Consider the following 26,288-nt stretch of genomic DNA (forward strand, 5'->3'; position numbering starts at 1 on the left):
GAATGGGGAGTTTATGCATAATTCTGACAGCAATCACGATAATGATGCGTCAATAAACAGCGTGAGCTGGACAATTGCGCGCACCATATCGTCGGTTATGGCTCCTGTGTCATGGCTGAACAAGCTAGTTATTGCGATTAGCAAACAACTAGCTTGGGTTGCCCTGTTAATTATGGTGATCATGATTCTGTTGCAGGTGTTTTTTCGCTATGTGCTTAATGATGCCCTGGCGTGGCCAGATGAAGCCGCCAGGCTTTGCATGCTGTGGATGACGGGTCTTATGGCACCTTTTGCCATGCGTACAGGTGGGTTTGTTGCCATTGATATGTTGCCGCGTGCTTTGCCGAATAGATTGGCGCAAGCGCTTACTTTGTTCCTGCTGACATTGTCAGTCATTGTATTGATCTATGCGATAAAGTTTGGGTGGAAGCATACGATGGGGTTTGGCGGCAATTTTGCCTCTTCATCTTTGAAGCTACCGCTTGACTGGTTCGGTATGGATATGGTCCGGCTGAAATTGCGATATGTTTATGCGTCCTTGCTGTTTGGTGTTAGCTTCTTGTTCACGGTCACCATCGAGTTGATTTTGCGGAGCATCATTGCGCTACTGGTGCCTAATTTTCCGTTGCCGCAGATCACCTCGCCAGGAACGGCAGGAGCTAATTGATGCTGGTTCTGTTTTTACCTGTATTTCTGTTTTTCCTGATGATCGGCTTGCCGGTATTTTTTGCTTTGCTTGTTGCCCCTGGTTTATTGCTGTGGCTCAACGGGCAGGAACGCGACATCGCGCTACTATATCGAAATGTTTATAATGGTATGGACTCGTTTCCATTGATGGCATTACCTTTCTTCATGCTTGCCGGTGAATTGATGAATCGGGGGGGTATAACAATCCGGCTGGTTGAATTCTCGCAAGCCTTGATGGGGCATTTGCGTGGTGGTTTGGCGCATGTAAATATTCTGTCATCAATGCTGTTTGCCGGTTTATCGGGATCGGCAGTGGCCGACACATCAGCGCTGGGGTCCACCTTGATCCCTGCGATGGAGAAGAATGGCTATTCGCGTAAATTCGCGGCGGCTATTACGGCGGCAAGTTCGGTTATTGGTCCGATCATTCCCCCATCAGGCATTATGATTATTTATGCCTATGTGATGGGTGAGTCTGTGGCGGCCTTGTTTCTAGCAGGCATTGTTCCGGGTGTTCTTGTGGGGGCTGGCCTGATGATGATGGTACGGGTGCTTGCCGATAAATATGATTTGCCCAAGGCCGAGCGCATTGTCAAAAAAGACATCACAATCAGGCCAGTTGAATATTGGATTTCACTGGTGCTTTTGCGGATTAATGTTGCGGGGTTTCTGGTCGCCGTCTATGCGGGCGTAAAGGCGCTATTAGCGACGATCACCGATATAGATATTTCGGTTGATGGCTGGACATTGTTTTTTGTATTTTTACCTGTTGCGCATCTGATCCTGCTAAATATAAGGCGACGTGTGACGCAGGAATTCAGGTTTGTATGCAAACGAGCCGTAGCACCTTTGCAAACACCGATTATCATACTTGGCGGTATCATGATCGGGGTATTTACCCCTACTGAGGCATCGTCAATTGCCGTTGCATACGCGTTATTGATTTCATTTTTTGTATTGCGGACAATGAAACTTGGCGATCTACCCTCTATTTTCATGAAGGCAGCCGTGTCATCGGCAACAGTGTTGCTGCTGGTGGGGGCGGCCGTAGCTTTCAAGACGGTTGTAAGTCTTAGCCATGCCCCTGAACAACTGGCAGCTTTTGTTATTACCCTGAGTGAAAATCCTCTTGTTTTATTGTTTCTTATCAATATTTTGTTATTCGTTGTTGGCATGTTTCTTGATGCAGGGCCCGCGATCATTATTTTAGGCCCTATTCTGGCACCTGTTTTTATCGACCTTGGTGTGCATCCAGTGCATTTTGCCATTATCATGTCAGTAAATTTAACAGTTGGTCTGGCGACGCCACCCATGGGGCTTGTTTTATTTGTTGCATCTTCAGTTTCTGGCGAGCGGGTTGAAACCATCTCGCGCGCCATTCTGCCATTCCTCGCGGTGGAAATAGTGGTCATTTTCATGATTACTTATTTTCCGGCATTGTCCATGACGATACCGCGGCTTGCCGGATTCATTAAGTGAGGGATATAGTTCATCAAAGCAATAATGGAGGAAAAGATGAAAAGACTAGTAATGCGTTCTCTGATGGCGGTGGCGTTGCTTGCAGCACCAACAATGTCAGCGTTTGCAGCGGATTACACAATCCGTGCAACGGCTAACTCGAATGAAAATGATGAAGATTATGATGGTCTTGTCGTATTCAAAAATTATGTTGAATCAGCATCCAATGGCAAAATCGCCGTTGAACTGTTTATTGGTACCCAGCTTTGTTCAAAGGGTGCAGAATGTTTGCAGGGTGTAGCCGATGGTTCAATTGACGTTTATATCTCTACATCAGGCGGTGCCGCAGGCATCTTCCCATATGTTCAGGTTCTTGACCTGCCATATCTGATGTCAGATGACCGCATTGCAGAGCATGTTTTGTCTGGTGATTTCACACGTGAAGTCAGAGACATGGCACTGGCCAGCTCAGATAATAAGGTACGTCTGATGACAATTGGTAACACTGGTGGCTGGCGTAACTTTGCCAATACCAAGCGTCGTGTTCAAAGCCCTAGCGACATGAATGGCCTGAAGATCCGTACTGTTGTTGCTGATTTGCCACAGGAACTGGTTAGGGCTCTTGGAGCATCACCAACACCTATTCCATGGCCGGAGCTGTTTACAAGCTTCCAGACAGGCGTTGTTGAAGGTTCCAAGAACGGTATTACCGATATCATGGGCATGAAGTTCCCTGATGCCGGTCTGAAGTATGTAACTCTTGACGGTCACGCCTATATGGGTGCTTTGTGGTGGATGTCTAATGACAAGTTCATGGCCATGCCTGAAGACATGCGTGCGGTTATTGTTGACGGTTTTGCCCAGCTTCAGCAGGCGACCTTTGCCTCACCAAAGCGCAAGTCAATTCAGGCTTATGCTGACTTTGTAGCTGGTGGTGGTGATCTTTATGTGCCAACACCTGCCGAAAAGGCTTCGTTCAAGACAGCGGCATCTCCAGTTTATGACTGGTTCAAGTCGAATGTTGACGGTGGCGAAGCTGTATTTAATGCTCTGACCAAAGCGGTTGCTGCTGCCGAGGCTGACATTAATGCAGGTCGTGCTAGAGACCTTAACTAAAAACAAAGGGCTACCTTGTTCTGAGGTAGCCCTTTTTGAAACCTAGCCTTGCAGATTATTTATCTGAAGGGGAATAGCCAAACACGATAATCATCGATAAGCACATGCGCTTTTTCAATTTGTTCGACAGTCATTTTTTTAACAACTTCCTCCTGCGATATTGCCGCATCGGGATCGCCGCCGATCGCCGAAAGCACATACCACAGATAAGCACGGGTAAGGTCAGGGGCAGGCATGCCGCGGCCAACTTCATAATACCAGCCAATACCCGATTGAGCGCCAGGATGTCCTTTCATCGACGCGCGCAAATACCAGTCAAAAGCGCGGATATCATCCTGCTCGACACCCAACCCCATCGCATACATAACGCCAATCAATTCTTCGGCATCGGCATTGCCAGACCGCGCCGCAGGCCACAGCGCTTCACGTGCCTCGACAAATCTTCCTTCTTCCATAAGGTCGCGTGCTGCTTCGATTTCAGCATGGGCAAAGACCGGCAGGAGAACTCCAACGATCATAAACATCAGAAAGCGACGCATTTTAAGTCCTTTGTTTTTACACTTATTGCCAGCATGGTTTTTGGGCATGCAACATTTGCCGAAACTACTGATTTGCCGCGACCACTTGTTGATGCCGATTTTCATAATATTGATGCCATGCAAGCCAGTCTTGGTCAAAAGCTTTTCTATGATAAAATTCTGTCTGGAAACCAGAATATTTCCTGCGGTACGTGTCATCATCATCGCTTTGGTGGCTCGGATGGTTTGTCTTTGGGTATTGGTGAAGGGGGTGTTGGTGTAGGGCCGACACGATTGCCGGGGTTTGGCGACAACCGCATCAAAAAGCGGGTGCCTCGCAATGCTTCGGCCTTATGGAATATTGGGGCTAAAGAAGTCAGAGTTCTGTTTCAGGATGGCCGACTTTCAGTGTCTGATGATTATGAGAACGGGTTTAATTCACCAGCCGAAGAATGGTTACCAAACGGGCTAGATACCATTCTGGCAGCACAGGCCATTCTGCCTATGACAGCGCAATTTGAAATGGCAGGCAACCCAAAGGAAAATGAGGTTGCTGGCGCGGCCCATGACCGGATTGACGCTGTGTGGCCAATCATCGCCAAGCGGGTGCGTATTATCCCTGAATATGGGCAGCTATTTGTTGACGCGTTTGACGATGTTGAAACGGCTGATCAAGTTGATATTACGCATATTGCCAAAGCATTAGGTGCGTTTATCGGACAGGAATGGCGGTCGCATGACAGCCCGTTTGATGCTTTTATATCAGGGGATAAAACCGCATTGAACGCATCACAAAAGCGTGGTTTGGACCTGTTTTATGGCAAAGCTAATTGTGCCAGTTGTCATTCAGGCTCGCTTCTGAGTGATCACAAATTTTATGCTCTGGCCTTGCCACCATTTGGCCCAGGACGAACACGGCGATTTGATCCCTATGTTCGTGATGTTGGCCGCATGGGCGAAAGCGATGATCTAGCAGATGCCTACAGATTCAAAACCCCACAATTGCGTAATGTCGCTTTGACGGGTCCCTATGGGCATAATGGTGCCTATGCGTCATTGGAAAATATGGTGCGGCATCACCTAAACCCCTTGCAGATGCTAGATGAGTGGCAACCGGAAATGGCGCAATTGCCAACAGCTGAATGGCTACAGGCGATTGATTTTGTTGTGATGAGTGATAAGCGTGAAATGGCAAGGCAGCGCAGCCATCTCGATATCACGCCCATTGACCTAAATGACCGTGAGATTGATGATTTGGTGGCGTTTCTGCATAGCTTGACCGGTGCCACAGCATTGCGTTTGCCGCTTGGGGTTCCCGATACGGTGCCAAGCGGATTGCCAGTTGATAAATAATCTGTCGGTTAGAGCTAAATACCTTTTACTAGGCGCTGGTTAAGCGTGCTGAGCATAGTGTCACATTGTGCCAGCTGTTCAGCGCTCACAAATTCGTCTGGCTTATGCCCTTGATCCATCGAACCTGGCCCACAAATGACACTTGGAATGCCAATATCGCGAGTAAATAAGCCACCTTCGGTACCAAATGCCACCTTTATTGTGGTGTTATGACCTGTCAGAGCTTTCATGAAGCTCACAATCTCGGCATCCTTTGGCGTGTTAAGCCCCGGATATGTATTGGTTATGGTAAATTGAATATTAGCTTCAGGAGCTGTTTTTTTGGCGATCTCGATGATCGGCGCAATACGTTCTTTCAACTTGTCCAATAGTGCCATCGGATCATCTTCAGCCAAATTACGAATTTCAAAATCTATAAAGGCGGCATTGGGAACAATATTGAGCTGGATGCCGCCTTCGATCCGTCCAACATGCATGGTGGTGTAAGGCACGTTATAATCATCATCTTTATGGCCAGCGCGTGCCAGTTCATCCTGCATATGGCGAATTTGGCCAGCCAGATCACAAGCAAGATGCAACGCATTCATTGCCATAGGTGCCAGCGCCGAATGCCCCTCGCGCCCCTGGCAGTTTGCCCGGATTGCAGTTTTTCCCTTATGTCCTGTAGCCAACCCCATTTCAGTTGGTTCACCGACGATGCAAAAGGCAGGCTTATGCGGTGATTTGCCTAACATGTCGATCAGCGAACGCACACCAATGCAGCCAATTTCCTCGTCATAAGACAAAGCCAAATGCAATGGATTATTCAGATTCAGGCGGGTGGCGTTAATAAAGCTGGCAATGGCTGCGGCGACAAAGCCTTTCATGTCGGCAGTACCACGCCCGTAATATTTACCGTCCTCATATGTGCATGAAAACGCAGGTTTTGTCCAGTTCTGACCATCGATAGGCACAACATCAGTATGCCCCGAAAGCATCACACCGCCATCGATATCAGGGCCCGTTACGGCATATAAATTGGCCTTTTTCCCACTTTTATCTGGGATAATAACAGGATCAACGCCGTATTTTGCAAGTTTGTCGGCTACATAGTCAATCAGCATCCGGTTTGGGTCACGGCTGACCGAGGCAAACCCAACAAGGTCATTCAGAATATCGACTGTTTGATTCATCGTTTAGCGTTCCTGCTACTCATCCCCGGCGACACCGTAACTTGGGGCGGCGGCAGGATCAATCGCCCGCATAAGATAAGGCTGCATTTGCGGCTCATAGGCGTCCCAGAGCGCGCGCAAAACAACAACCGGACAAGTATCACTCCAGTCAACGCGAAGATCGACAAGCGGCCAAGCGTGTGCATGTGCGACGATCAAAGCTGCCGAATGTGTGGGGCCTTCTTCGCCGCCCGCATCAATACCAGCCTGAAGCGCTGTAACCAGACGATCCGCCAGATGCAAAGCCTGATGGGCTTCAAACGAGGCCACCATTACAGCGGGCACAGCCTCATTGGACAATAAATTTCCCGCGCCAATACAATCAACCCCGCTAGCTACAGCATTGGTGCCAAGAATATTTTTCCCCGTAAAGCTGCTGGTCATGCCGTTAAGATCGATAGCGGCGATTTGTCGATAATCAGCGTGTGGACGATCCTGCATGACCGTGGCGATTGCATCTTTAGCGTTTTTTCCAGCTTGCATCAGATCAAGCACAGCCGGACCAAGTGACGGATCAGTTATATTCTGGGTGGTGACTGCACCAGCGCCAGCCCGCGCATGTGGACACCGGCTACCTACGGCAATGCTGGATGTGGTGATGGCTACGCCAGTCATGCCTGTATTTGCACATCGCCCAACAACTGAAAACGTCATTATTCATCTCCTTTACAAAGTCGCCGTGCCAGATATTGCGCAAATTCATGGTTTTCGCGTTCAAGCCAGCTAAGAGGGCCTGATGTTGATAAAGGCGCCTGCGCCCCCTTGAAAATATTTTCGACAACAAACCGATCCTCTTCTTGAACATCATCAAGGAATGCGCGTGTTTTGGCAATGTAATCATCAACATTTTTCTGCGCGGCAAGTACTTCGGGGGCGATGGCCGCGCCATACAGAATTTTGACCTGATCAACGCCTAGCGGTTGCAATGATAAATACCAAAGATGATCAGGTGCCAGCACATACATATGCGTTGGAAACACCGTTGGCATGATTGATGTGTTGCGTGCTGTTCCGGTCAGGGTTTTATTGTCAGGGTGAGCCGATCCAACAGGGGCATTGCTTGATTTGGTAAAGGTTTGATAGGTAAAATGGTCAAAGCTACCGCGATCATCAAAACACGTATCCATCAGGCCAAAATATGCCCCTACGGTATTTTTATGTGCTACGGGCAAGTGATAGCCTTCCATAAAATTTTCGGTCAGATGTTTCCAATTTGTTTGCCAGACATTGTGCTGACGAAAAATCGTGACATATTTGTCCATCTGATAGGGGGCCACAAGTGGATCAAGATCAGCCAGTAGATTGCTAATAGGCACCGCGTCTTTGTTCATGCTGACATATATCCAACCATGAAATATCTCGCAGCGTATTTCGGGAAGGTGCATATGCCGGCGATCAAAACACGAGGAACGATCCATATATGCTGCGGCAACCAGTCTGCCATCAATGTCATATGTCCAGGCATGATAAGGACAGGTGAATTTTTTGGTATGTCCCGACCCATCTGCCAGCCGCATCATACGGTGCAAACAGACATTGGCGCGGGCATGAATGTTATTATCTGTCCCTCTTACCAAAAGAAGTGGCTGGTCACCCAGATCAAATGTCAGATAGTCGCCAACATTCGGAATTTCGTCGTTGCGGCCAGCACAAATCCAGTCATGGCCAAAGATATGTTCTAACTCATGATGGAGAATGTCAGCTGATATATAAACATCTCTAGGCAATGCCTTTGCTTCGGAAAGGGGCTTTTGCGCGAGGGTCTTTAGACTATCCAAGATTTTGTCCATAATTCACCCCATGATTAATTAAGGTGGGATTACAATGTCATCTTACACACTAAAATTCAGTCTATCTATCAGTCAGGGATTACTGCCGTGACTTCAATTTCTACAACCCATTCAGGCCGTGCTAATGCTGGCACAACTATACCAGTGGAGCAGGGATATACACCCTTTAGCCATTTCCCCATTTCCTGATATACAGCTTCCCGATAGCGAATATCAGTCAGATATACGACTATGCGGCACACATGATCCATGCAGCTACCAGCCTCATCAAGCAATAAGGCTATATTTTGCATCGTTTTTTCGGTTTGTTGGGCAGCATCACCGATATGTAGCGTTTCACGGCTATCCAGATCCTGTGATACCTGCCCCCGCAGAAAAACCATCGTACCGCGCGCAACTACACCTTGCGACAGATCATTATCTAGCTTCTGTTCAGGATAGGTATCCTTGGTATTAAACGGTCTGATTCTTTTATGTGTTGTCATTCAATAATGTCCTGATCGTTGTAAGTAACCTAAATTGTCACTTCATTCTATCTGACAAGCCAGCGGCTTTATGGGCAAAATCCAGAGGGCCGTCCCAGTCAAAATTTCTATATACCGCAGCTAATTGGGCAAAAGGTGGTGATTGCGCAAAAAGCTGAAACGTCAATCGATGGCCAGCATAATCAGAATTGAGCAAATCGCGGGCTAACGCCAGCAATTTTCGCCGATCATCCGCCACCCATTTTTCGTTGATAGAATAAAATTTGTCCATCCATGGTTTTGTGTCGGCAGCGGCAAATGTATTGGCATCAGGTGTGACACATATTTGCCCACCGCATAATTCACGCGCTAGGTGCATCATTTTAGGCAAATTTGTCAAAGCATGAACCCTGCCGGAGAATAGCAACGACTGATTTGGCATTGCCAAGCCGTTTGGGCTGGTTTCGGCGGTCGCAATCGCCGCGGTCAGGAACGCATTTATACCTTCGCGCCATACGGCCAATTCAGACAGTTTCTCCTGAACGGCTTGTTGTTTTTCAAGTCCGGTTTGTTTGACGTTCCACAAGGCGGCTCCGATAATCAGATCTGCATAGGACAATGTACGCTGAACATAGGGGAAAGCAGAATAGCGATGCAAAGTGGCACGGATAAAGCTTGCGGCTTTGGTATGTTGATAGAATAGAACATCTTCCCAAGGTACCAAAACATCATCCAGAATCATCAATGTATCAATTTCATCAAATTTATTGGCAAGCGGGTAATCTTGCTGGTTAGCGCGGGGACATGCGCCGCTGGCGCCTGCAAAACCCGAGCGACATATATGTTTGATGCCAGGCGCATCCATTTTGACAATACAACCAAGCGCATAGTCGGATAATTCAGAATCCCCCCAATTGGCGATTGTTGGCTTCAGAAAGGCCTGATTGGAATAGGCGGCAGCGGTCTCAAATTTGGCACCGCGAATAACAATACCAGCATCAGTTTCCTTGACCACATGCACCAGCATATCCGGATCCTGATCCTGTGGTGCTTTTGACCGATCACCCTTTGGGTCTGTATTGGCAGACACATGGAATGGGTCGAATTTGATAGCTTGATGAATATGGCGTTCAATATTTTCCGCGAAACGTGGATCAATCTCGTTCAGAATATCCTTGCCATCCCAAAGTGACCACATTTCACCAATGGTTTCGTCACCAACACGCGTGACAACGCCACCTAGGTTATGTGTGATCAAATCAACAGCATCGCGTTTATCCTGCCAATCTTGCTGCTCAAAGGGAAGGCGCAAGCCTATGGCAAAATCCTCGCCATTTTCTTCATAGGTCATGGCGGCTTTGGTTTTGGTGTCATGTTGCATGTCATAGATATAGGCGCGCGCATCAACAGCCGGTTTGATTTGTGGGTGTGTGGATGGATCCTCAACACGTTCGCCATTAATCCAGATTTCACGGCCATCACGTAGTGAATCACGAAATTGTTCGCCCGTTCTTATCATTACGATTTACTTTCACTGTTTGCTTTAAATAATTGTTATTATTTTATAATTATACTTAATGATATTTGTATAAAGGTTTTGCTTTATTCCAGATCATGATGATTTTAAACGCTAAGCCCGGCCACTGATTAGTTAAAATACATTTTTTTTTGTTTATCTATAGGCTTATGCTATACATGGCCTATGCATCGTTTTACCCTTCGCCAACTTGAATATTTTGTTGCGTGCGTTGATGCCGGATCAATTGCTGGTGCGGCGGCAAATCTGAATGTATCGCAACCCACCGTATCGGTTGCGGTTGCCAAACTTGAAGATCAACTTGGTATGCAATTACTGCTCCGGCATCATGCTCAGGGCGTTTCAGTAACGGCTGCTGCTTTGCGTTTAGTCCAGTCAGCGCGCAGTTTGTTGTCACATGCCTCTGATGTGCAACGGGAGGCCATGATGATCAGTGATGATATTGATAGTGACAATATCAGTGGTGTTTTGAGGTTGGGTAGCTTTGTGACGCTAGCCCCATCGGTTTTGCCTGGGCTGATATCGCAATTTCATAAAAGCTTTCCGGGTGTAAGGCTTGATTTACAGGAAGGCACCCAGGAAAAGCTTGTAGGGGGTCTCTATTCAGGTAGTCTTGAAATAGCTTTATTATATGATCTGGAATTGCCAGATGACATACATAGAGTAGAGCTTGCCGAATTGGCTCCCCATGTCGTCTTGCCAGCAACGCATCACTTGGCGGATCAAGACGAAATTGATCTTGTAAATTTAGCCCCTGAACCAATGATTCTGTTTGATGTTCAACCCAGTCGCGGATTTTTCCTAGGTCTGTTAAAATCTGCTGGGGTAACACCAGACATAGCTTATACGACATCATCACTGGAGCTGGTGCGTGGCATGGTGGGGCGAGGGCTTGGATATTCGTTGCTTGTGACGCGTCCACGAGGTGATCTGACCTATGAAGGGGCGGCGCTTGTCACACGCCCGATTAAAAATAACATGATCAAAAGCCGGATCGTGCTGGCCAGTCTTGAAAATCTGCGTCCAACACGAGCCATGTCACGATTTGAAACTGTAGCGCAGATTTATTTTACCAACTGGAAATAAGCAATTTGCATGCAATCAGCTGCTGGCTTCAGCAATCAGGATATAGGTTTTGCGCATTGGTTCCTGGATTGTCCATTCGCCTGTCCAACCAATCGGCAAGATCAGCATATCACCCGCAGCAATATCACGTTTACCACTGCCATCCGCATTGATGACTGATGCACTGCCAGACAAAATATGACAAATTTCAGCAGATTTTGTGCGGTCAGCTGTAAAGCGGCCAATCGTGCAATCCCAGATGCCAATTTTGGTCAGGCCGTCAAGTGACTCCCATAGCGGAACAAGGGCTTCGGTTTGGCCTTCAGTCAAAGTTGTTGGTTTAGGGGCAAAATTTCCCGCAGGGATGTCGCTTAAATCGCCAAAACTTTCTAGACTTATCATGATAACCTCGCTCTTGTTTCGGGCATTGTGATCTGAATGCTGTACTTTGCCAACCCAAAAGCATGAAAGTTTGATGAATTTGTGATGATAACAACTTGGCGGTTGTAACCTTTGAATTTCAGGATATTGTCATTTTACGTATTATCATTCTGATTGTGACCATGGGCATGTAATCAGGTGCTCAGACTATTAAAGCTAAGGAGAGGCATAATGGCCATGAAAGTTTATCTTTCCGGGGAAATTCATACTGATTGGCGCGAGCAAATTATCCAAGGATCGGCAGACCTTGATGTGACATTTTCGAGTCCGGTGACTGATCACGCCGCCAGTGATGATTGTGGCGTTGCCATATTAGGCCCAGAAACCGATAAATACTGGCACGATCATAAAGGCGCCATGGTCAATGCCATACGTACACGCAAAGCTATTCAGGAAGCCGATATCGTTGTTGTAAGATTCGGTGAAAAATACAAACAGTGGAATGCAGCATTTGACGCAGGCTATGCGGCCGCCCTAGGTAAATCACTCATTATCTTGCATGGTGCAGAACATCAACATGCCTTAAAGGAAGTTGATGCCGCCGCCCTGGCTGTTGCCGAAAACCCAAAGGCTGTTGCCGATATTTTACGTTATGTGCTGACACAAAAGCTTCCCGGTTAAAAATCAGATGTCACGAAGATATGATTTTAGAATGATACTATCCTATGCCTGAGCTTTCTGTTTTGCGCAGCACGTCCGCCACGACGTCTATGTCAAAAGGCATTCTTCAGATTTGCCTGGCTATGTTGATCATCCCGGCGATTGATGTTTGTGCCAAAACGCTAGGGCGAAGCTTTGACCCGATACAGATCACATTTTTTCGTTTCTTTATGCAGATATGTCTTTTACTGCCTTTGGTAATCTATAATCGTCTTTGGACGATTCCACCCGGAACTTTGGCTATACAATGTATGCGCGGCGTTACGCTTGTGATCGCCACATTCTGTTTTTTCTGGGCCATTCAGCATCTGCCCCTGGCCGAAGCGATCGCGATTTTTTTTGTCCAGCCTCTTATTCTGACAGGTTTATCGGTTCTGATACTAGGTGAAACGATCCGAATGCGGCGTATTTTTGCAATTATATTTGGTTTGATCGGGGCAATGATGGTTTTACAGCCAAGCTTCGTGATTTTTGGTTGGCCTGCATTGCTTCCACTTGTGTCAGCCGTATCAATGGCATTTTACATGATATTCACAAGCCGTATTTCAAAGGTTGCTCATCCGTTTCAGATGCAGTTTGTTGTTGGGCTGGTTGCCGTCATTATGTTGGGCATAGTGATGATTCTGGGGCAGTTTGCCGACATCCCAGGTACAGCTTTTCTGACTCCAGACAGCCATCATTTTAAGTGGATTGTGGGTATGGGCATAGCCTCGACCATTGGCCATATGTTAATTGTTTTTTCAACACAGAATGCCCCTGCTAGCGTGCTGGCACCCTTCCAGTATGTTGAAATCGTGACGGCCGCCTTATTTGGTTATCTATTTTTTAATGATACACCTGCCGATACGACTTTCGTGGGTACATTTATCATTATTGCGAGTGGTGTTTATTTGTTTCATCGTGAACGCGTCGTTGCGCGTAAAATGGCAAAAGAAGATGGTTAATTTTTGCAGATGAAAATAAGAATGGGACTTTCATGAAGCTGGGATTTATCGGGGTAGGGGCGTTAGGATCCCTGTTTGGTGGCGCGTTGGCGGATGCTGGCCATAATGTGACCTTGGTGATCCGCAATGAAGCGCATCGCAAGGCTGTATGCCATTCTGGATTGAGGCTGGTGCGCGACAGTGGTGAGAGCATAGTCAAGATTCCAACAATTACCCCAACCGAAATACATGAGCCTTTTGACGCAATATTTGTTTTTACCAAAACAGGCGCATCAGCCGAATCTATTAGGGCTGTGTCGCATATGATTGACGATGCAACATGTTTGGTCAGTGTGCAGAACGGGCTTGGTAACCATGATCTGTTGGCAGGCTTTGTTGGATATGAACGGGTAATATATGGAACAACGACAGCACCTGCGGATTTGCTTGGCCCCGGGCATGTCGTATCGCATGGACAACATCTGACACAGATTAATGCAGCGCGGGCAGATAGCGCCAAGATTGCCGCGCAACTGGCTATGATGTTAACTGGCGCAGATATGCCAACCGTGGTGAATGATGATATTGATGCTGTGATCTGGAGCAAGGTTGCATTTAACACCGCCATCAATGCAATCTGTGCATTGGTCAAAGGCACACCCGGTACAGTTGCCGATTCTGCTTATCTTTCCAATCTGGCGCGGACGGTGGTTATGGAAAGCTGTGCGGTCGCCCAAGCTGACGGCATTATGATTGATCCACAAAATGTTCTGGCAATTATCGAGATGGCAGGGCGTGAACATCGTACGCATAAACCATCAATGGTGCATGATGTGATGGCAATGCGCCAAACCGAAATTGACGCGCTCAATGGCGCCGTTATCGCCCTTGGTAAAAAACATAATATAGCAACACCTCTGAATGAGGCGCTATTTGCCCTGATTAAAGGCGTTGAGGCGCAATATGAAAAAAATCACTAGTTAAAGTGCCAGAATACGCGTCATAGTGGTTTCAAGATATGTTTTTTTGGAGTTGAACATGCAGTCAGTGGCACTTGACGTAACGTATCCAGAAACCCCAACCGGTATGAGTGAGGCCGAATGGCATGCACGGGTTGATCTGGCCGCCTGTTATCGTTTGACGCATCATTATGGCTGGACCAGCGTGGTTTATAATCATATCACCCTCAGAATTCCGGATACTGATACATTTCTTATAAATCCCTTTGGTTTGACCTATGATGAAATTACCGCCTCAAATCTGGTGCGCATAGATCTGGATGGAAACAAGCTTGATAATAATGATGCGCCAATCAATTTAGCAGGTTATCTGATACATTCGGCTGTTCATCGCGCACGACCTCATGATCTGCATTGTGTGATGCATACACATGAACCGATTAGCCAGGCCATGTCAGCGATCAACGCCAAAGCCATACCATTGGTGCAAGAAGGGTGTCAGCTTTTCGAGCGTGTTGGCTATCATGAATTTGAAGGTATTGTTCTGAACGCTGATGAGCAGGGGCGCTTAAAAGCAGCTTTGGGCCAAGAAAATCATACATTACTGTTGAAAAACCATGGTCTTTTAACGGCTGGTCCATCGGCAATATGGGCATTTGTTAGACATCAGGTCTTTATACGTAATTCGGATGTCCAGTTACGGGCGATGGCATCAGGGGCTGAAATCAGCTATATCCCTGACGATGTGATGCGCCATACACGCGAACAGTTCGAAGGTGGAAGTGCGCAAGGTGGTGCCAAAGTCCGACATCCTGAGTGGCCAGCTTTCTGGCGGATGCTTGATCGCATTGACGCAGGCTGGAAAAGCTAACAAATGACAAATAATAGTAATCCTTTGCCAGAAAACGCATCCGTTGTCGTCATTGGTGGCGGCATAATGGGTTGTTCAACACTTTATCACCTAGCTAAACGCGGTATCAGTGATGTTATTCTTTTAGAACGAAACAAGCTGACTTCTGGAACAACTTGGCATTCAGCAGCGCAGGTGCGCGCATTGCGTTCAACCCGTAATCTTACTGACCTTATTCGCTATTCGATAAGTCTGTATGAAACGTTAGAAGAAGAAACTGGACAGAATGTTGGCTGGATCAATAAAGGGTCGCTTTCCATTGCTACGAATGAAGACCGAATGGTGCATATAAAACGACAGGAAGCTATGGCCAATCTATTTGGCGTTGAAGCTTATTCAGTTTCAAAAGATGAGGCAATGGAACGCTGGCCATTAATGAATGGCGATGATGTGCTTGGCGCCGTATGGTCACCAGATGATGGGCGGGTCAGTCCGTCAGATTTATGCGCTGGCCTTGTCAAAGGTGCCAAAATGCGTGGGGCAAAGATATTCGAAGATACCGGCGTAACTGGTATTATGACCAAGGGTGGCCGTGTTGTCGGGGTTGAAACTGACAAAGGCACGATCCGCTGTGATGCTATTGCGTTATGTACCGGTTTGTGGAGTCGAAATGCCGGCGCAATGGCAGGCGTCGATGTACCGGTCTATCCATGTGAACATTTTTATCTGCTGACCAAGCCCGTTGCAGGTGCTGAAGGCAATTTACCAACCTTGTCAGATCATGATGGCCATCTTTATATCCGTGATGACTCGGGCGGGTTGCTGGTTGGCTGTTTTGAACCAATGGCAAAAGCCATTGATCCAGATCGCCTTGGTGACGATTTCGCTTTTCAGTTATTGCCTGAAGACTGGGATCATTTTGAGCCGATGATGATGAATGCCTTGCATCGCTTACCCATGTTGGAAATAGCCGAAGTGCGTATGCTGCTTAATGGGCCAGAAAGCTTTACCCCGGATGGTAGCTTTATGCTGGGCGAAACTGCTGAAACAAAGGGGCTGTTTCTTGGTTGCGGAATGAATTCGGTTGGTATTGCAACTGGTGGTGGTGCCGGGATGGCACTAGCAGATTGCATCATTGATGGGGCGACGCAGACTGACCTTTATGAAGCTGATCCCAAACGTTTCCCCGATTGCTTTAATAGCGCAGAGGCATTGGCTAGCCGCGCGCCAGAGGTGCTGGGTAAACATTACGAAATCACCTATCCCGGGCGACAATGGCACAGTGCACGAGGGCTTCGTACATTGCCCCTACACGCATTATGGGTCAGAGAGAAAGCGCATTTTGGGCAGGTTTTTGGGTTTGAACGCCCTATGTATTTTCAAAAGCAAGGTGAGCCGAAACTTGGTTTCGGGAAACCTGATTGGTTTGATCAAGTTGGCCACGAAGTTAGCTGTGCAACAAATGATGTTGCCATTTTCGATCAATCAAGTTTTGGCAAAATCAGCATTACAGGTCGGGATGCTGAATCCATGCTCAACCGTCTTTGTGCTAATAACATGTCAAGACCAGCTGGACGCGCCACCTATACGACCATGGTAAACGAAAAAGGTGGTATCAAGAGTGATTTGACAAGTTTGCGTTTTGATGACGAGAGTTACCGGCTTTATGTTGGTTCATCCGCGATTAAGCGAGATTTGGCCTGGCTACGTGAACATGTCAATGCAAATGAGCAGGTCGAGATACATGATCACACCATTCAATTTGCAACTATAGCCGTAATGGGGCCAAAGGCTTCGGTGATGATGAGATCGCTGGGCGCTGATTGGCTTGACGCGCTTGGTTATTTTACCCATGCACGTAATGAAATTGCGGGCATCATGGTTGATGCTGTAAGGCTTTCTTATGTTGGCGAGGCAGGCTGGGAACTCACCTGTGCATGCGAAGATGCTGAAAGGCTCTATAACGTATTAAACGAAGCTGGCGCCCGTCCTGCTGGCACTTTGGCACAGTCATCAATGCGCATTGAAAAACAGTTTCTTGCCTATGGGCATGAGCTTGATACAGATGTGTCACCTATGATGGCTGGTCTTGCCTTTACCATTGATATGCAATATCCATTTATTGGCCATGAAGCCATACAAAAGGCGATGGAAACGCCTGCAAAACAGACTATTGTCAGTTTGCGTCTAGCCGATGTGGATGCGGTGCCTTTAGGTAATGAGCCGGTCTATCATGATGGCCAAATTATCGGCAAAACGACATCGGCCAGTTTTGGCTACCGTATTGGCTGTCCGTTAGCTTTAGCCTATATTGATAGCAAAAGCGCAGTTGATGGCACCGACGTTTTCATTGATATTGCGGGCACACATTTCATCGCAAGCGTTTCACGCAAGGCTCTGTTTGATCCAGAAGGGCTTCGGATGCGCAAAAGCCAGAAGATAGCTTAAGACATCCTAAACAAATCGGTTGACGATATTTTCCAGATATTCCTGCTTGCCAGATACGGGATCAGGGTTGATATTTTCAGCCAGCACCTTGTTGGCTAGACTATCCAATCCATACTGCCCGTCCATGATTTCTCCGCCAAAATCAGATTCCCATCCGACATAGCGATCAACAAGATTTTGTTGCAAGCTTCCATCTTCGAGCATCGCGGCGGCGGCTTTCAGGCCACGTGCGCAGACATCCATACCACCAATATGTGCCAAAAGTAGGTCTTGCGGATCAATTGATTGACGGCGAAGTTTGGCATCAAAATTGGTGCCACCATTTTCAAATCCCCCATGTCCTAAAATCTGATAATAGGCAAGGGCAACCTCAGCTACATTATTTGGAAATTGGTCAGTATCCCAACCTGACTGGTAATCGTTACGATTCATATCGATGGAACCAAAAATGCCAAGTGCATTGGCAAGCGCTAGTTCATGTTCGAAGCTATGCCCTGCCAAAATAGCGTGGCCTTGTTCGATATTGACTTTGATTTCAGCATCAAGCCCATAACGTTTGAGAAATCCATATACTGTGGCAACGTCAAAATCATATTGATGTTTTGTAGGCTCCTGAGGCTTGGGTTCGATCAGGATAGTGCCCTCAAATCCTATCTTATGCTTATAATCGACAACCATATTCAAAAATCTGCCCATTTGATCCATTTCGTGATCAATCGCTGTGTTGAGCAAGGTTTCATAGCCTTCACGGCCACCCCAAAGCACATAATTTGCTCCACCAAGTTGCTTGGTGGAGTCAAGGCAGGTTTTGACTGTAGCTGCGGCAAAGGCGAACACATCTGGATCAGGGTTGGTGGCACCACCACTCATATAGCGACGATGCGAAAACAGGTTGGCGGTGCCCCACAGTAATTTTACTTTGGTTGCTTCCATTTTCTCCTGAAAATAGTCGGTTATTTCCTGCAAATTACGTGTGTTTTCGGCAAAGCTTGTGCCTTCGGGGCGCACATCGGCATCATGAAAGCAGAAAAAGGGTGTGCCAAGCAGGCTGAACATTTCAAACGCGACATCGGCTTTCAGTTTTGCGGCATCCATAGCATCGCCCTTGGCACGATCCCAATGTGACGCAAACCATGGCCGTTCAAAGGTTTCGCCACCAAATGGGTCATTACCGGGCCACCCAAAGCTGTGCCAATAACAGATCGCAAAGCGCAGTTGATCTTCCAAACGTTTGCCAAACACCATTTCATCTGGATCATAATGCTTAAAGGCAAATGGATTTGAGCTGTCGGCACCCTCAAAGGTGATTTTCTGATCGAGTCCAAAAAACGAAGTGGTCATAATGATCTGGTTCCTTGATGTAAACGTGGTTGTGCTTTTATAGGTGCTTAAATCAGACTATCGTATCGTCTTAATGGCTGCGTAAAGTTGTTGCCACTGGTGTCGTCGATCCCCAAGAGCGTCTTTTATCATAGCATCTGGGCTAATGGTTCCGATAATGTCAGGCTTGCGCAAAATTGTGGCGACGTCTGTCGCACTATAAGGTTTGCTGGCGAGTAAGCCCAAACGTGCAGCACCAAGCGCTGCTCCAAAATCTCCATCTTCGGGGATTATGATATCGCAATCTGTGACCGCCGCAATCAATGACAGCCAATAGTTGCTTTTTGCCCCGCCCCCGGTAGCCAGAAGCTGGCTGGGGCGCTTGTCAGCCGCGGCTAGAACATTGACCGTATCAGCCATTGCAAAGGCAACACCTTCTAAAACAGCTCTGGTCATATCAGTGCGGTCATCAGTACGGGAAATGCCAAAAAAACCACCACGAGCCAGCGCATCATTATGAGGGGTACGTTCGCCTGATAGGTAAGGATGAAACAGCATGGGCGACGGGCTAAAACTGTTGTTTTCTATGCTGTTCATGAGGGTGACAACCGATGTGTTTGATATCTCGGATAACCAGTTCAAACAATCAGTCGCGGCCAGAATGACGCCCATCTGATGCCATGTGTCTGGTAGCGCATGGCAAAAAGCATGCGCTCCATTGGCTGGAGCAGGGGCAAAGCTGTCAGTGACGCTGAACACGACACCAGATGTGCCAAGTGATAAAAAGGCATCGCCCGGATTTGTGACACCAAGCCCACAGGCTGCTGCTGCATTATCGCCGCCACCGCCAGCTATCGTAACAGTATTCTTTATACCCCATTTTTGTGCAATGTCGGGGCGAAGCTGTCCAGCTGGTGCACTGCCTTCAGCCAGTTCGGGCATCTGTTCAATTGACAAGCCGCAGGGTGACAGCAAGGCAGGTGACCATGCGCGTGCGGCAACATCAAGCCACAGGGTGCCTGCGCTGTCAGACATGTCCGAAACCTTTTCCCCTGACATGCGAAAGCGGACATAATCCTTGGGCAACAGGATAGTTGTGATTTTGGTAAATAAATCAGGCTCATGCCTTGCCATCCATAAGGCTTTAGGTGCTGTAAAGCCAGGCATGACCGCGTTACCACCCAGCAAGCGATAGTCTGAAAACTCTTCATCAAGTTCTGTTGCTTCGGCCGCATTTCGTGTGTCGTTCCATAAAATTGCAGGACGAAGCACATTGTCATCTTTATCCAGAGCAACCATGCCATGCATCTGACCAGAGAGGCCGATAGCTTGCACATCTGCCATTGCTTTTGCATGATCACGCGCTAGCTTCAAGGCGGTTTCATTTACCGCATTCCACCAGTCGGTAGGCGCCTGTTCTGACCATCCGGGATGAGGGCGGGTGACATTGAGTGAAGCAGAGGTACTGGCGATAATTCTGCCATCCAAGTCCAGAAGCAAAGCCTTTACGCCCGACGTACCGATATCAAACCCTAAAAACATTGCATGTCCTCACTCAATGACAAACAGCATTCTGTCTATCTATCAGCGTAAAATCAAGCCTGAGGGAACTGTGGGATCTAGCCCAATGCCAGAATAGTTTTACTTGCCAACTGTCATGGGTTTGTCTAAGCAAATGATCCTTATTTCGATTTACCAAGACGAGGTTTGTAATGTCTGTTCGTATAGCTGTATTAGGCGCGGGTCGTATTGGTCAGGTGCATGCACGCGCGATTGCCGAAAATAATACGGCTATTTTGGCGGCCATTGCTGATCCCATTGCAACGGCGGCAAATGCTGTTGCTGACCACTATGGATGTGATGTACGCACAATTGACGAAATTGCTGCTAGTGATGATGTTGATGGTGTAATCATTTGCACACCGACCGATACACATGCCGATTTAATCGAACAATTTGCCCGCTGTGGTAAAGCGATTTTCTGTGAAAAGCCAATTGATCTGAGTGTTGATCGCGTACGCGCGTGTCTTGATGTTGTGAATGAATGTAAAGCCGTGTTGATGGTTGGCTTTAACCGCCGTTTTGATCCGCATTTTGCGGCGCTTAAGGCGGCAATCAATAAAGGCGATATCGGTGCGTCTGAGATGGCTGTGATCACCTCTCGTGATCCGGGCGCGCCACCATTGGATTACATCAAACGGTCTGGTGGCATTTTTCGTGATATGACAATACATGATTTTGACATGGCTGTTTTTCTGATGGATGAAATGCCTGTCACTATTCAGGCTAGCGGATCGGTTCTTGTTGATCCGGCGATAGGCGCGGCAGGTGACTATGATAGTGCATCGGTTATTCTGACTATGGCATCGGGCAAGCAGGTGACTATCTCAAATTCCCGACGCGCTACTTATGGGTATGACCAGCGAATCGAAGTACATGGATCAAAAGGCATGGTCGCGGCAGAAAATCAACGGCCAGTATCGATCGAGCTTGCTACATCATCTGGCTATACCCGGCCACCATTACATGACTTTTTCATGACGCGTTATATTGATGCCTATGCACATGAAATCGCCGCATTCATCGATAGTATCGTCAATGCTACACCAGCGAGCCCAGATGGGCAGGATGGATTGAACGCGTTGCGTATCGCGGACGCTGCGTTATTATCTGCCCAGTCAGGAAAGGCTGTTCATCTTTAGGCGGTTGACCCAAGCGGTATCAAACCTTTTCCCATGCACCTGAAATGACCGAGCGATCAACAGCATCCATGGCCTGTTCGATCACCAATGCCGAATCGAAATCAGGCCATATTTTTTCGCCTGTTTCGATGGATGTTAGCAGGTCATGCAATTCACATATCTTGACATCCATGTAACCGAGGCTATGCCCACCATTTGGCAGAAATGCCGCATAGGGAGCATGTTCAGGGCCTGTTAAAATGGTGCGAAACCCGTCAGTTGCCGGATCGTCCTGCTTGGTGAATAACTGGAGTTCGTTGAGGCGCTCCTGATCAAAGATGATAGTACCTTTGGTACCTTGTACTTCCCAGCGCAGACCACATTTACGTCCCCATGTCACACGGCTGGCGCCAATATGGCCATGAACCCCATTTTCAAAATGGACTAAAGCCGAAACCATATCGTCATTATCAACAGTTTTGGTAGCATTGGCGTTAGCCGGATCGGTACGTTCTTTATGCACAATGGCATAATCACCAACAACTTTGGAAATTGTTGATCCGGTCAAGAAATGTGCCACGCTGATCACATGGCATAAAACATCGCCATTGGCACCAGTGCCGGATTGATCGCGTGACATGCGCCATGACCATGGGCGGTTGCCATCAGCTTCATTATCGACATCATAGCGGCAGAAAAATCCTGCAACCTCGCCAATGACACCGCTTTCGATAAGGCGACGAGCATGCGTTACGGCAGGATTTTTGGTATAATTATACCCAACGATTGTTTTGCCCGTGCTGGCTTTAGCGGCGGCGGCCATTGCTGCGCTATCGGCAAGGTTCGTTGACATTGGTTTTTCACACCAGACATGTTTGCCTGCATTAAGCGCGGCGATTGCAATCTCGGCATGGGTGTCATTCGGTGTGCAGACAGAGATTAGGTCAACCGCGCTATCATTGACAACATCACGCCAGTCAGCACTATAGCGTGAGAATCCCAGATCAGTTGCCCGTTGGCTGGCACGATCGGGGCTCAGATCACAGACAATTTCAAGATTAGGGCGAAGGCCGGTGCCAAAAACCGAAGCTGATGCGCTATAGGCGATCGAATGCGCCTTGCCCATAAAACCCGTACCAATTACGCCAACACCAATAGGTTTCATTATTCAGCTCCAAATTTCAAGCCCCATTATTGGGCTACAGTTTGTTTGTTTAATAGCGATCAAGCCGCCAAATTCAAAATTAATAATTGCTGGAAATAGCATTTTATTGTGCTTGGAAATAGAACAAACTTTGTCTTTTTTAAAAAAGCAAAATATTTGTTCTAAAAATATCTTTACTTTCGAACGTGTAAAAGTTTTTATAAGTTTGCCTATCAGGTGTTAATGATTGGCTAAAACTTATGGGAGTGAAAAAATGAAAAAAATTGTAATGGCTGTTTCAGCCATGATGATGATGGCTGGCGCTGCTCAGGCGGAACGCTATGTAATGGTCACACATGGAGAGGGTAAAGATCCTTTCTGGCCTGTTGTCCAAAAAGGTGGTGAAGATGCTGCACGTCACGTAGGTGCAGACTTTGAATATATCTTCAACCCATCAGGCGACATGGGTGATATGGCAAAATCAATCACCGCTGCTGCGGCTACACAACCAGATGGTATTGTTGTGTCATTGCCAGATCCAGATGCACTTGGTCAGGCCATCAAAGACGCTGTTGCAGCTGGTATTCCTGTTGTAACAATGAACTCTGGTCTTGAGTCATCAAAAGAAGTTGGCGCGCTTATGCATGTTGGTCAGCCTGAGTATCTTGCTGGTCAGTCAGCTGGTAATCGTGCAAAAGCCGAAGGTGCAACCAAAGGCCTTTGCTTCATTCAGGAAGCTTACAACACAGCACTGAACGATCGTTGTAACGGTTACGGTGAAGCTGTGCCTATCAAGCTTGTAGATAGTTCGAATGACCCAGCAACCATTCCAACACGTGCGGCAGCTGGTCTTCAGGCAAACCCTGATATCGACGCTGTTCTATCTGTTGGCCCACATGTTTGTGTAGGTGTTCAGCAGGCCATTGACGAGCTTGGTATGTCTGTTCACCATTCATGCTTCGACCTTAGCCCACCAGTTATGGATATGATCAATGCTGGTAAGGTTCAGTACACAATTGACCAGCAGCAGCGTTTGCAGGGTTACATGCCTATCATTGTAATGCATCTGTACAACAATGGTGCAGGACTGCTTCCTGGTGCTAACATCCCGTCAGGCCCAGGCTTTGTGGATAAGTCAAACGCATCATCTGTAGCTGCTCTTGCAGGTGTAGATAGATAAGTTTGTTATAAATTGAAAGTGGGTAGCTTTTTGCTACCCACTTTTTTATTTGATGGGGAATAAAATGAACGCGTCCGTATCTCAACGGCAAGAATCCGATCGTCACGAACAAAAGAAGTGGCTGAAAACTCTTTTTTCCAGACCTGAAATTGGCCCTGTTGGGGTTATGTTATTGCTTTTTGGAATGCTGGGATATTTTTCCATCCCATCAGGTGAATTTTCTTTAAATCCTTTTGCCGGCGAAGGTTTTAACGCACTTGGCATACGAAATAATTTACGTGTTATCTCGCAACTAGCAATTATTGCGCTAGGTGCTGGTTTGTTGATTGTTGCTGGTGAATTCGATTTGTCGATTGGTTCGATGATTGGTTTTGCTGGTGCCTGTATGGCGATGGTTTTGCGCTGGGGTTTCTCGATTATAATTCCCTATATTTCCTTTGAGGGTGGGGTTCATATCGAGTTCTACACGCTTATACACATACCTGATGTGTCGCCATTGGGTGCGCTATTGATAACGCTTTGCTTCACACTATTTTTTGGCTGGTTACAGGGATATATAGTTGTCAAATCTGGCCTGCCGTCATTCATTGTAACGCTGGGTGGCCTGTTCTTCCTGCGAGGGCTGACCGAGGTTTCCTTAAGGTCATTCAACCATAGGCCTGATCAGATTAAAGGTGCCACGACCGTTACTGAGATTCCGGATATAAAAAATATCATCAATCTACCTGGCCATGGTGAAATGGAACGATCGGTAGCTAAAGCATTGCCTGAGGCTGACCTGACCCAGCTTTTAAGCACGCTACCAGCTGATAAGATTGCAAGCATCACGGAACGTCTTGAATATACCTATCAGCGTGTTGCCGATGCCAAGACAGAATTGATGATTTCCAGAGGTGTTAAGCCATTGGAACGGGCATTAGAAAATGCCATCGAGTCAGGTAACGAATTTATGGCGAAGACAATTCAGGATAAAATTGCCAATTTCAAAGTAGATCCTGTGGTGCCAAAATCGGTCACTGATGTTGATGTGGCGCGGGTTTATATTGACAGTATTAGTTCAGCCAGACCGATTGCTGATTTCTTTGGTGGTGATATTCTGCAGCCACTATTTGACTGGCTCTACTTCCCCATTGACTGGAATGTAAATAATTTTGGTAATCAATTTGCCCAGGGTCTTTATTCCTGTGTGATGATCTGCCTGATCATGTCATTGATGTGCTATTTTGTGCTTAGCAAGACACAGGCTGGCAACTGGATTTACTCGACTGGTGGCAATATTACGGCGGCCAAAGCGAATGGTGTTCCGACCAATAAGGTCAAAATATCTTTGTTCATCTTCTCGGCCTTTTGCGCAACAATTTTTGCCGCATGTCAGGTGTTTGAAGTCAATACCGCTGATGCGGCCAAGGGTAACCTGAAAGAACTGGAAGCTATTGCCGCCGCTGTTATTGGTGGTATCGTGATGACAGGTGGTTTTGGAACGGTTGTTGGTATCATTGTTGGTGCCTTTATATTTGGTATAGCCAAAGAAGCCTTTTTCTATATTCCGGGCATTGATGGGTCGTTCTATCGCGTGTTCCTTGGCCTTGTGATTATCGCATCGGCTTTGCTGAATGAAAATATACGAAAACGGATAATGGGGACCATTTAACATGGCAAAGTCACAGACACAGCCGCTGATCGAAACCAAAGATCTGGTTAAAAAATTTGGTGCTTTCACGGCGTTGAACGGCGTTTCCCTTCAGGTTTATCCAGGGGAAGTTCATGCCTTGCTTGGCGATAATGGTGCGGGTAAATCCACCTTGATTAAATTACTGTCAGGGGTTTTTGCCCCCAATAGCGGCAGTATTTATGTCGAAGGCAAGCAAGTCAGTTTTGCGTCTCCCCGTAATGCGAGTGATGCTGGCATCGGGACTGTTTATCAAGATTTAGCTCTGAATCCTCTGGCTTCGGTAACGCGTAACTTCTTCCTTGGGCGTGAAATAACGCATTTTGGCGGTCCATTTGGATTGATGAAAATGCAAGAAATGCATCGCATTGCCATAGACGAAATGGCAAAGATTGGTATTAATATTGCTGATCCCGAGCAGTCCGTAGGTACCATGTCAGGTGGCCAAAGGCAGACTCTTGCTATTGCCCGTGCGATTTATTTTGGCGCCAAGGTGCTTATTCTTGATGAGCCAACATCGGCACTTGGTCAGAAGCAGCAAATGGAAGTTCTGAAAACCATCAGACGTGTTCAAAAGCTTGGTGATATTGCTATTATTTTGATTACGCATAACGAAATTCATGCTCGTTTGATCGCTGACCGCTTTACCTTTTTGTCGCTTGGCGAAGTGATCGGAAGTGGAACCTCCGAAGACCTTGGTGGCGATGATATCAAACGTTTGATGGCGGGTGGTGCCGAAATTGGTGATCTGGCAAAGGAGCTTGCCATTTAGCAAAGTCAAAGCCGCGAGGTAATGAAAAACGCGAATAAAGGA

At 47.1% G+C, this 26,288-nt stretch carries 24 protein-coding genes; 14 read left to right on the top strand and 10 right to left on the bottom strand.

Going from position 1 to position 26,288, the window contains the following annotated elements; translation table 11 throughout:
* Positions 1-13: 13 nt before the first annotated feature.
* Genes SAR116_RS01280 through SAR116_RS01290 form a run of 3 tightly spaced genes read left to right on the top strand, consistent with a single transcriptional unit; the run spans position 14 to position 3,261 of the window.
* The gene (locus SAR116_RS01280) at positions 14-667 is read left to right on the top strand and encodes a TRAP transporter small permease (protein ID WP_013045121.1); all 654 of its coding nucleotides are present in this window, start codon (positions 14-16) and stop codon (positions 665-667) included.
* Entirely contained in the window at positions 667-2,166 is a 1,500-nt protein-coding gene (locus SAR116_RS01285; protein WP_013045122.1) for a TRAP transporter large permease, read from the top strand. The genes SAR116_RS01280 and SAR116_RS01285 overlap by 1 nt, the downstream gene beginning before the upstream one ends.
* A 36-nt stretch (positions 2,167-2,202) precedes the next feature.
* A complete protein-coding gene (locus SAR116_RS01290; protein ID WP_013045123.1) occupies positions 2,203-3,261 on the top strand; it encodes a TRAP transporter substrate-binding protein in 1,059 nt (352 codons plus the stop codon).
* Positions 3,262-3,320: 59 nt separating this feature from the next.
* Here the strand turns inward: SAR116_RS01290 and SAR116_RS01295 are convergent, their stop codons facing one another.
* Positions 3,321-3,800, bottom strand: coding sequence for a tetratricopeptide repeat protein (locus SAR116_RS01295; protein WP_041860696.1), 480 nt, complete (start codon positions 3,798-3,800; stop codon positions 3,321-3,323).
* A gap of 33 nt (positions 3,801-3,833) precedes the next feature.
* Between SAR116_RS01295 and SAR116_RS01300 the strand changes: the two genes are divergently transcribed.
* Positions 3,834-5,132, top strand: coding sequence for a cytochrome-c peroxidase (locus tag SAR116_RS01300; RefSeq protein ID WP_049757464.1), 1,299 nt, complete (start codon positions 3,834-3,836; stop codon positions 5,130-5,132).
* A gap of 14 nt (positions 5,133-5,146) precedes the next feature.
* Here SAR116_RS01300 and argE read toward each other — a convergent pair whose 3' ends face one another.
* The 5 genes from argE to SAR116_RS01325 form a co-directional block, all read right to left on the bottom strand.
* A complete protein-coding gene (gene argE, locus SAR116_RS01305; RefSeq protein ID WP_013045125.1) occupies positions 5,147-6,304 on the bottom strand; it encodes an acetylornithine deacetylase in 1,158 nt (385 codons plus the stop codon).
* 15 nt (positions 6,305-6,319) lie between these two features.
* On the bottom strand, positions 6,320-6,997 hold the full coding sequence (locus SAR116_RS01310) for a DUF1028 domain-containing protein (RefSeq protein ID WP_013045126.1): 678 nt from the start codon (positions 6,995-6,997) through the stop codon (positions 6,320-6,322).
* Positions 6,997-8,133 carry an aromatic ring-hydroxylating oxygenase subunit alpha gene (locus tag SAR116_RS01315; protein WP_013045127.1) on the bottom strand — a complete coding sequence of 379 codons (1,137 nt, stop codon included), beginning with the start codon at positions 8,131-8,133 and terminating at the stop codon, positions 6,997-6,999. The genes SAR116_RS01310 and SAR116_RS01315 overlap by 1 nt, the downstream gene beginning before the upstream one ends.
* 68 nt (positions 8,134-8,201) lie before the next feature.
* On the bottom strand, positions 8,202-8,618 hold the full coding sequence (locus tag SAR116_RS01320; RefSeq protein WP_013045128.1) for a RidA family protein: 417 nt from the start codon (positions 8,616-8,618) through the stop codon (positions 8,202-8,204).
* 37 nt (positions 8,619-8,655) lie between these two features.
* Positions 8,656-10,116 carry a 4-hydroxyphenylacetate 3-hydroxylase family protein gene (locus SAR116_RS01325; protein ID WP_013045129.1) on the bottom strand — a complete coding sequence of 487 codons (1,461 nt, stop codon included), beginning with the start codon at positions 10,114-10,116 and terminating at the stop codon, positions 8,656-8,658.
* A gap of 183 nt (positions 10,117-10,299) precedes the next feature.
* On the opposite strand from SAR116_RS01325, the gene SAR116_RS01330 reads away from it, so the two are divergent.
* Positions 10,300-11,220 carry a LysR substrate-binding domain-containing protein gene (locus SAR116_RS01330; protein WP_013045130.1) on the top strand — a complete coding sequence of 307 codons (921 nt, stop codon included), beginning with the start codon at positions 10,300-10,302 and terminating at the stop codon, positions 11,218-11,220.
* Between the two features lie 15 nt (positions 11,221-11,235).
* Here SAR116_RS01330 and SAR116_RS01335 read toward each other — a convergent pair whose 3' ends face one another.
* Complete coding sequence (locus SAR116_RS01335) at positions 11,236-11,601, bottom strand: cupin domain-containing protein (RefSeq protein ID WP_013045131.1); 366 nt, start codon at positions 11,599-11,601, stop codon at positions 11,236-11,238.
* A gap of 210 nt (positions 11,602-11,811) precedes the next feature.
* Here SAR116_RS01335 and SAR116_RS01340 point away from each other — a divergent pair, with 210 nt between their 5' ends.
* From SAR116_RS01340 to SAR116_RS01360, 5 genes are read left to right on the top strand one after another with little or no spacing between them, the layout of a single operon-like run.
* Positions 11,812-12,261, top strand: a complete 450-nt coding sequence (locus tag SAR116_RS01340; RefSeq protein WP_013045132.1) for a YtoQ family protein — start codon at positions 11,812-11,814, stop codon at positions 12,259-12,261.
* 44 nt (positions 12,262-12,305) lie between these two features.
* A complete protein-coding gene (locus SAR116_RS01345; RefSeq protein ID WP_013045133.1) occupies positions 12,306-13,244 on the top strand; it encodes a DMT family transporter in 939 nt (312 codons plus the stop codon).
* Between the two features lie 32 nt (positions 13,245-13,276).
* Complete coding sequence (locus SAR116_RS01350; protein ID WP_013045134.1) at positions 13,277-14,203, top strand: ketopantoate reductase family protein; 927 nt, start codon at positions 13,277-13,279, stop codon at positions 14,201-14,203.
* Positions 14,204-14,261: 58 nt separating this feature from the next.
* Entirely contained in the window at positions 14,262-15,053 is a 792-nt protein-coding gene (locus tag SAR116_RS01355; RefSeq protein WP_013045135.1) for a class II aldolase/adducin family protein, read from the top strand.
* Between the two features lie 3 nt (positions 15,054-15,056).
* On the top strand, positions 15,057-17,480 hold the full coding sequence (locus SAR116_RS01360) for a GcvT family protein (protein WP_041860697.1): 2,424 nt from the start codon (positions 15,057-15,059) through the stop codon (positions 17,478-17,480).
* Positions 17,481-17,486: 6 nt separating this feature from the next.
* On the opposite strand, the gene xylA is transcribed toward SAR116_RS01360, so the two are convergent.
* Both xylA and xylB read right to left on the bottom strand, forming a co-directional pair.
* On the bottom strand, positions 17,487-18,821 hold the full coding sequence (gene xylA / locus SAR116_RS01365) for a xylose isomerase (protein WP_013045137.1): 1,335 nt from the start codon (positions 18,819-18,821) through the stop codon (positions 17,487-17,489).
* Positions 18,822-18,878: 57 nt separating this feature from the next.
* Positions 18,879-20,342 carry a xylulokinase gene (gene xylB, locus SAR116_RS01370; protein ID WP_013045138.1) on the bottom strand — a complete coding sequence of 488 codons (1,464 nt, stop codon included), beginning with the start codon at positions 20,340-20,342 and terminating at the stop codon, positions 18,879-18,881.
* Between the two features lie 170 nt (positions 20,343-20,512).
* Between xylB and iolG the strand changes: the two genes are divergently transcribed.
* Positions 20,513-21,502, top strand: a complete 990-nt coding sequence (gene iolG / locus SAR116_RS01375) for an inositol 2-dehydrogenase (RefSeq protein WP_013045139.1) — start codon at positions 20,513-20,515, stop codon at positions 21,500-21,502.
* Between the two features lie 19 nt (positions 21,503-21,521).
* Here the strand turns inward: iolG and SAR116_RS01380 are convergent, their stop codons facing one another.
* On the bottom strand, positions 21,522-22,646 hold the full coding sequence (locus tag SAR116_RS01380; protein WP_013045140.1) for a Gfo/Idh/MocA family protein: 1,125 nt from the start codon (positions 22,644-22,646) through the stop codon (positions 21,522-21,524).
* A 253-nt stretch (positions 22,647-22,899) separates the two neighbouring features.
* On the opposite strand from SAR116_RS01380, the gene SAR116_RS01385 reads away from it, so the two are divergent.
* The 3 genes from SAR116_RS01385 (at position 22,900) to SAR116_RS01395 (ending at position 26,246) form a co-directional block, all read left to right on the top strand.
* Positions 22,900-23,805 carry a sugar ABC transporter substrate-binding protein gene (locus SAR116_RS01385; protein WP_013045142.1) on the top strand — a complete coding sequence of 302 codons (906 nt, stop codon included), beginning with the start codon at positions 22,900-22,902 and terminating at the stop codon, positions 23,803-23,805.
* 64 nt (positions 23,806-23,869) lie between these two features.
* A complete protein-coding gene (locus SAR116_RS01390) occupies positions 23,870-25,456 on the top strand; it encodes an ABC transporter permease (RefSeq protein ID WP_013045143.1) in 1,587 nt (528 codons plus the stop codon).
* 1 nt (position 25,457) lies between these two features.
* Entirely contained in the window at positions 25,458-26,246 is a 789-nt protein-coding gene (locus SAR116_RS01395) for an ATP-binding cassette domain-containing protein (RefSeq protein WP_013045144.1), read from the top strand.
* The last annotated feature ends 42 nt before the right edge of the window (positions 26,247-26,288 follow it).

Source organism: Candidatus Puniceispirillum marinum IMCC1322 (genome assembly GCF_000024465.1).
In the GTDB taxonomy this organism is placed as follows: domain Bacteria; phylum Pseudomonadota; class Alphaproteobacteria; order Puniceispirillales; family Puniceispirillaceae; genus Puniceispirillum; species Puniceispirillum marinum.

Coding starts and splice junctions, on each gene's coding strand:
- SAR116_RS01285 (WP_013045122.1), top strand. CDS start 667: ATGCTGGTTCTGTTTTTACCTGTATTTCTGTTTTTCCTGATGATCGGC.
- SAR116_RS01340 (WP_013045132.1), top strand. CDS start 11,812: ATGGCCATGAAAGTTTATCTTTCCGGGGAAATTCATACTGATTGGCGC.
- argE (WP_013045125.1), bottom strand. CDS start 6,304: ATGAATCAAACAGTCGATATTCTGAATGACCTTGTTGGGTTTGCCTCG.
- SAR116_RS01315 (WP_013045127.1), bottom strand. CDS start 8,133: ATGGACAAAATCTTGGATAGTCTAAAGACCCTCGCGCAAAAGCCCCTT.
- SAR116_RS01380 (WP_013045140.1), bottom strand. CDS start 22,646: ATGAAACCTATTGGTGTTGGCGTAATTGGTACGGGTTTTATGGGCAAG.
- iolG (WP_013045139.1), top strand. CDS start 20,513: ATGTCTGTTCGTATAGCTGTATTAGGCGCGGGTCGTATTGGTCAGGTG.
- SAR116_RS01335 (WP_013045131.1), bottom strand. CDS start 11,601: ATGATAAGTCTAGAAAGTTTTGGCGATTTAAGCGACATCCCTGCGGGA.
- SAR116_RS01360 (WP_041860697.1), top strand. CDS start 15,057: ATGACAAATAATAGTAATCCTTTGCCAGAAAACGCATCCGTTGTCGTC.
- SAR116_RS01345 (WP_013045133.1), top strand. CDS start 12,306: ATGCCTGAGCTTTCTGTTTTGCGCAGCACGTCCGCCACGACGTCTATG.
- SAR116_RS01280 (WP_013045121.1), top strand. CDS start 14: ATGCATAATTCTGACAGCAATCACGATAATGATGCGTCAATAAACAGC.
- SAR116_RS01390 (WP_013045143.1), top strand. CDS start 23,870: ATGAACGCGTCCGTATCTCAACGGCAAGAATCCGATCGTCACGAACAA.
- xylA (WP_013045137.1), bottom strand. CDS start 18,821: ATGACCACTTCGTTTTTTGGACTCGATCAGAAAATCACCTTTGAGGGT.
- SAR116_RS01300 (WP_049757464.1), top strand. CDS start 3,834: ATGGTTTTTGGGCATGCAACATTTGCCGAAACTACTGATTTGCCGCGA.
- SAR116_RS01295 (WP_041860696.1), bottom strand. CDS start 3,800: ATGCGTCGCTTTCTGATGTTTATGATCGTTGGAGTTCTCCTGCCGGTC.
- SAR116_RS01325 (WP_013045129.1), bottom strand. CDS start 10,116: ATGATAAGAACGGGCGAACAATTTCGTGATTCACTACGTGATGGCCGT.
- SAR116_RS01385 (WP_013045142.1), top strand. CDS start 22,900: ATGAAAAAAATTGTAATGGCTGTTTCAGCCATGATGATGATGGCTGGC.
- SAR116_RS01320 (WP_013045128.1), bottom strand. CDS start 8,618: ATGACAACACATAAAAGAATCAGACCGTTTAATACCAAGGATACCTAT.
- SAR116_RS01355 (WP_013045135.1), top strand. CDS start 14,262: ATGCAGTCAGTGGCACTTGACGTAACGTATCCAGAAACCCCAACCGGT.
- SAR116_RS01330 (WP_013045130.1), top strand. CDS start 10,300: ATGCATCGTTTTACCCTTCGCCAACTTGAATATTTTGTTGCGTGCGTT.
- SAR116_RS01350 (WP_013045134.1), top strand. CDS start 13,277: ATGAAGCTGGGATTTATCGGGGTAGGGGCGTTAGGATCCCTGTTTGGT.
- SAR116_RS01310 (WP_013045126.1), bottom strand. CDS start 6,997: ATGACGTTTTCAGTTGTTGGGCGATGTGCAAATACAGGCATGACTGGC.
- xylB (WP_013045138.1), bottom strand. CDS start 20,342: ATGTTTTTAGGGTTTGATATCGGTACGTCGGGCGTAAAGGCTTTGCTT.
- SAR116_RS01290 (WP_013045123.1), top strand. CDS start 2,203: ATGAAAAGACTAGTAATGCGTTCTCTGATGGCGGTGGCGTTGCTTGCA.
- SAR116_RS01395 (WP_013045144.1), top strand. CDS start 25,458: ATGGCAAAGTCACAGACACAGCCGCTGATCGAAACCAAAGATCTGGTT.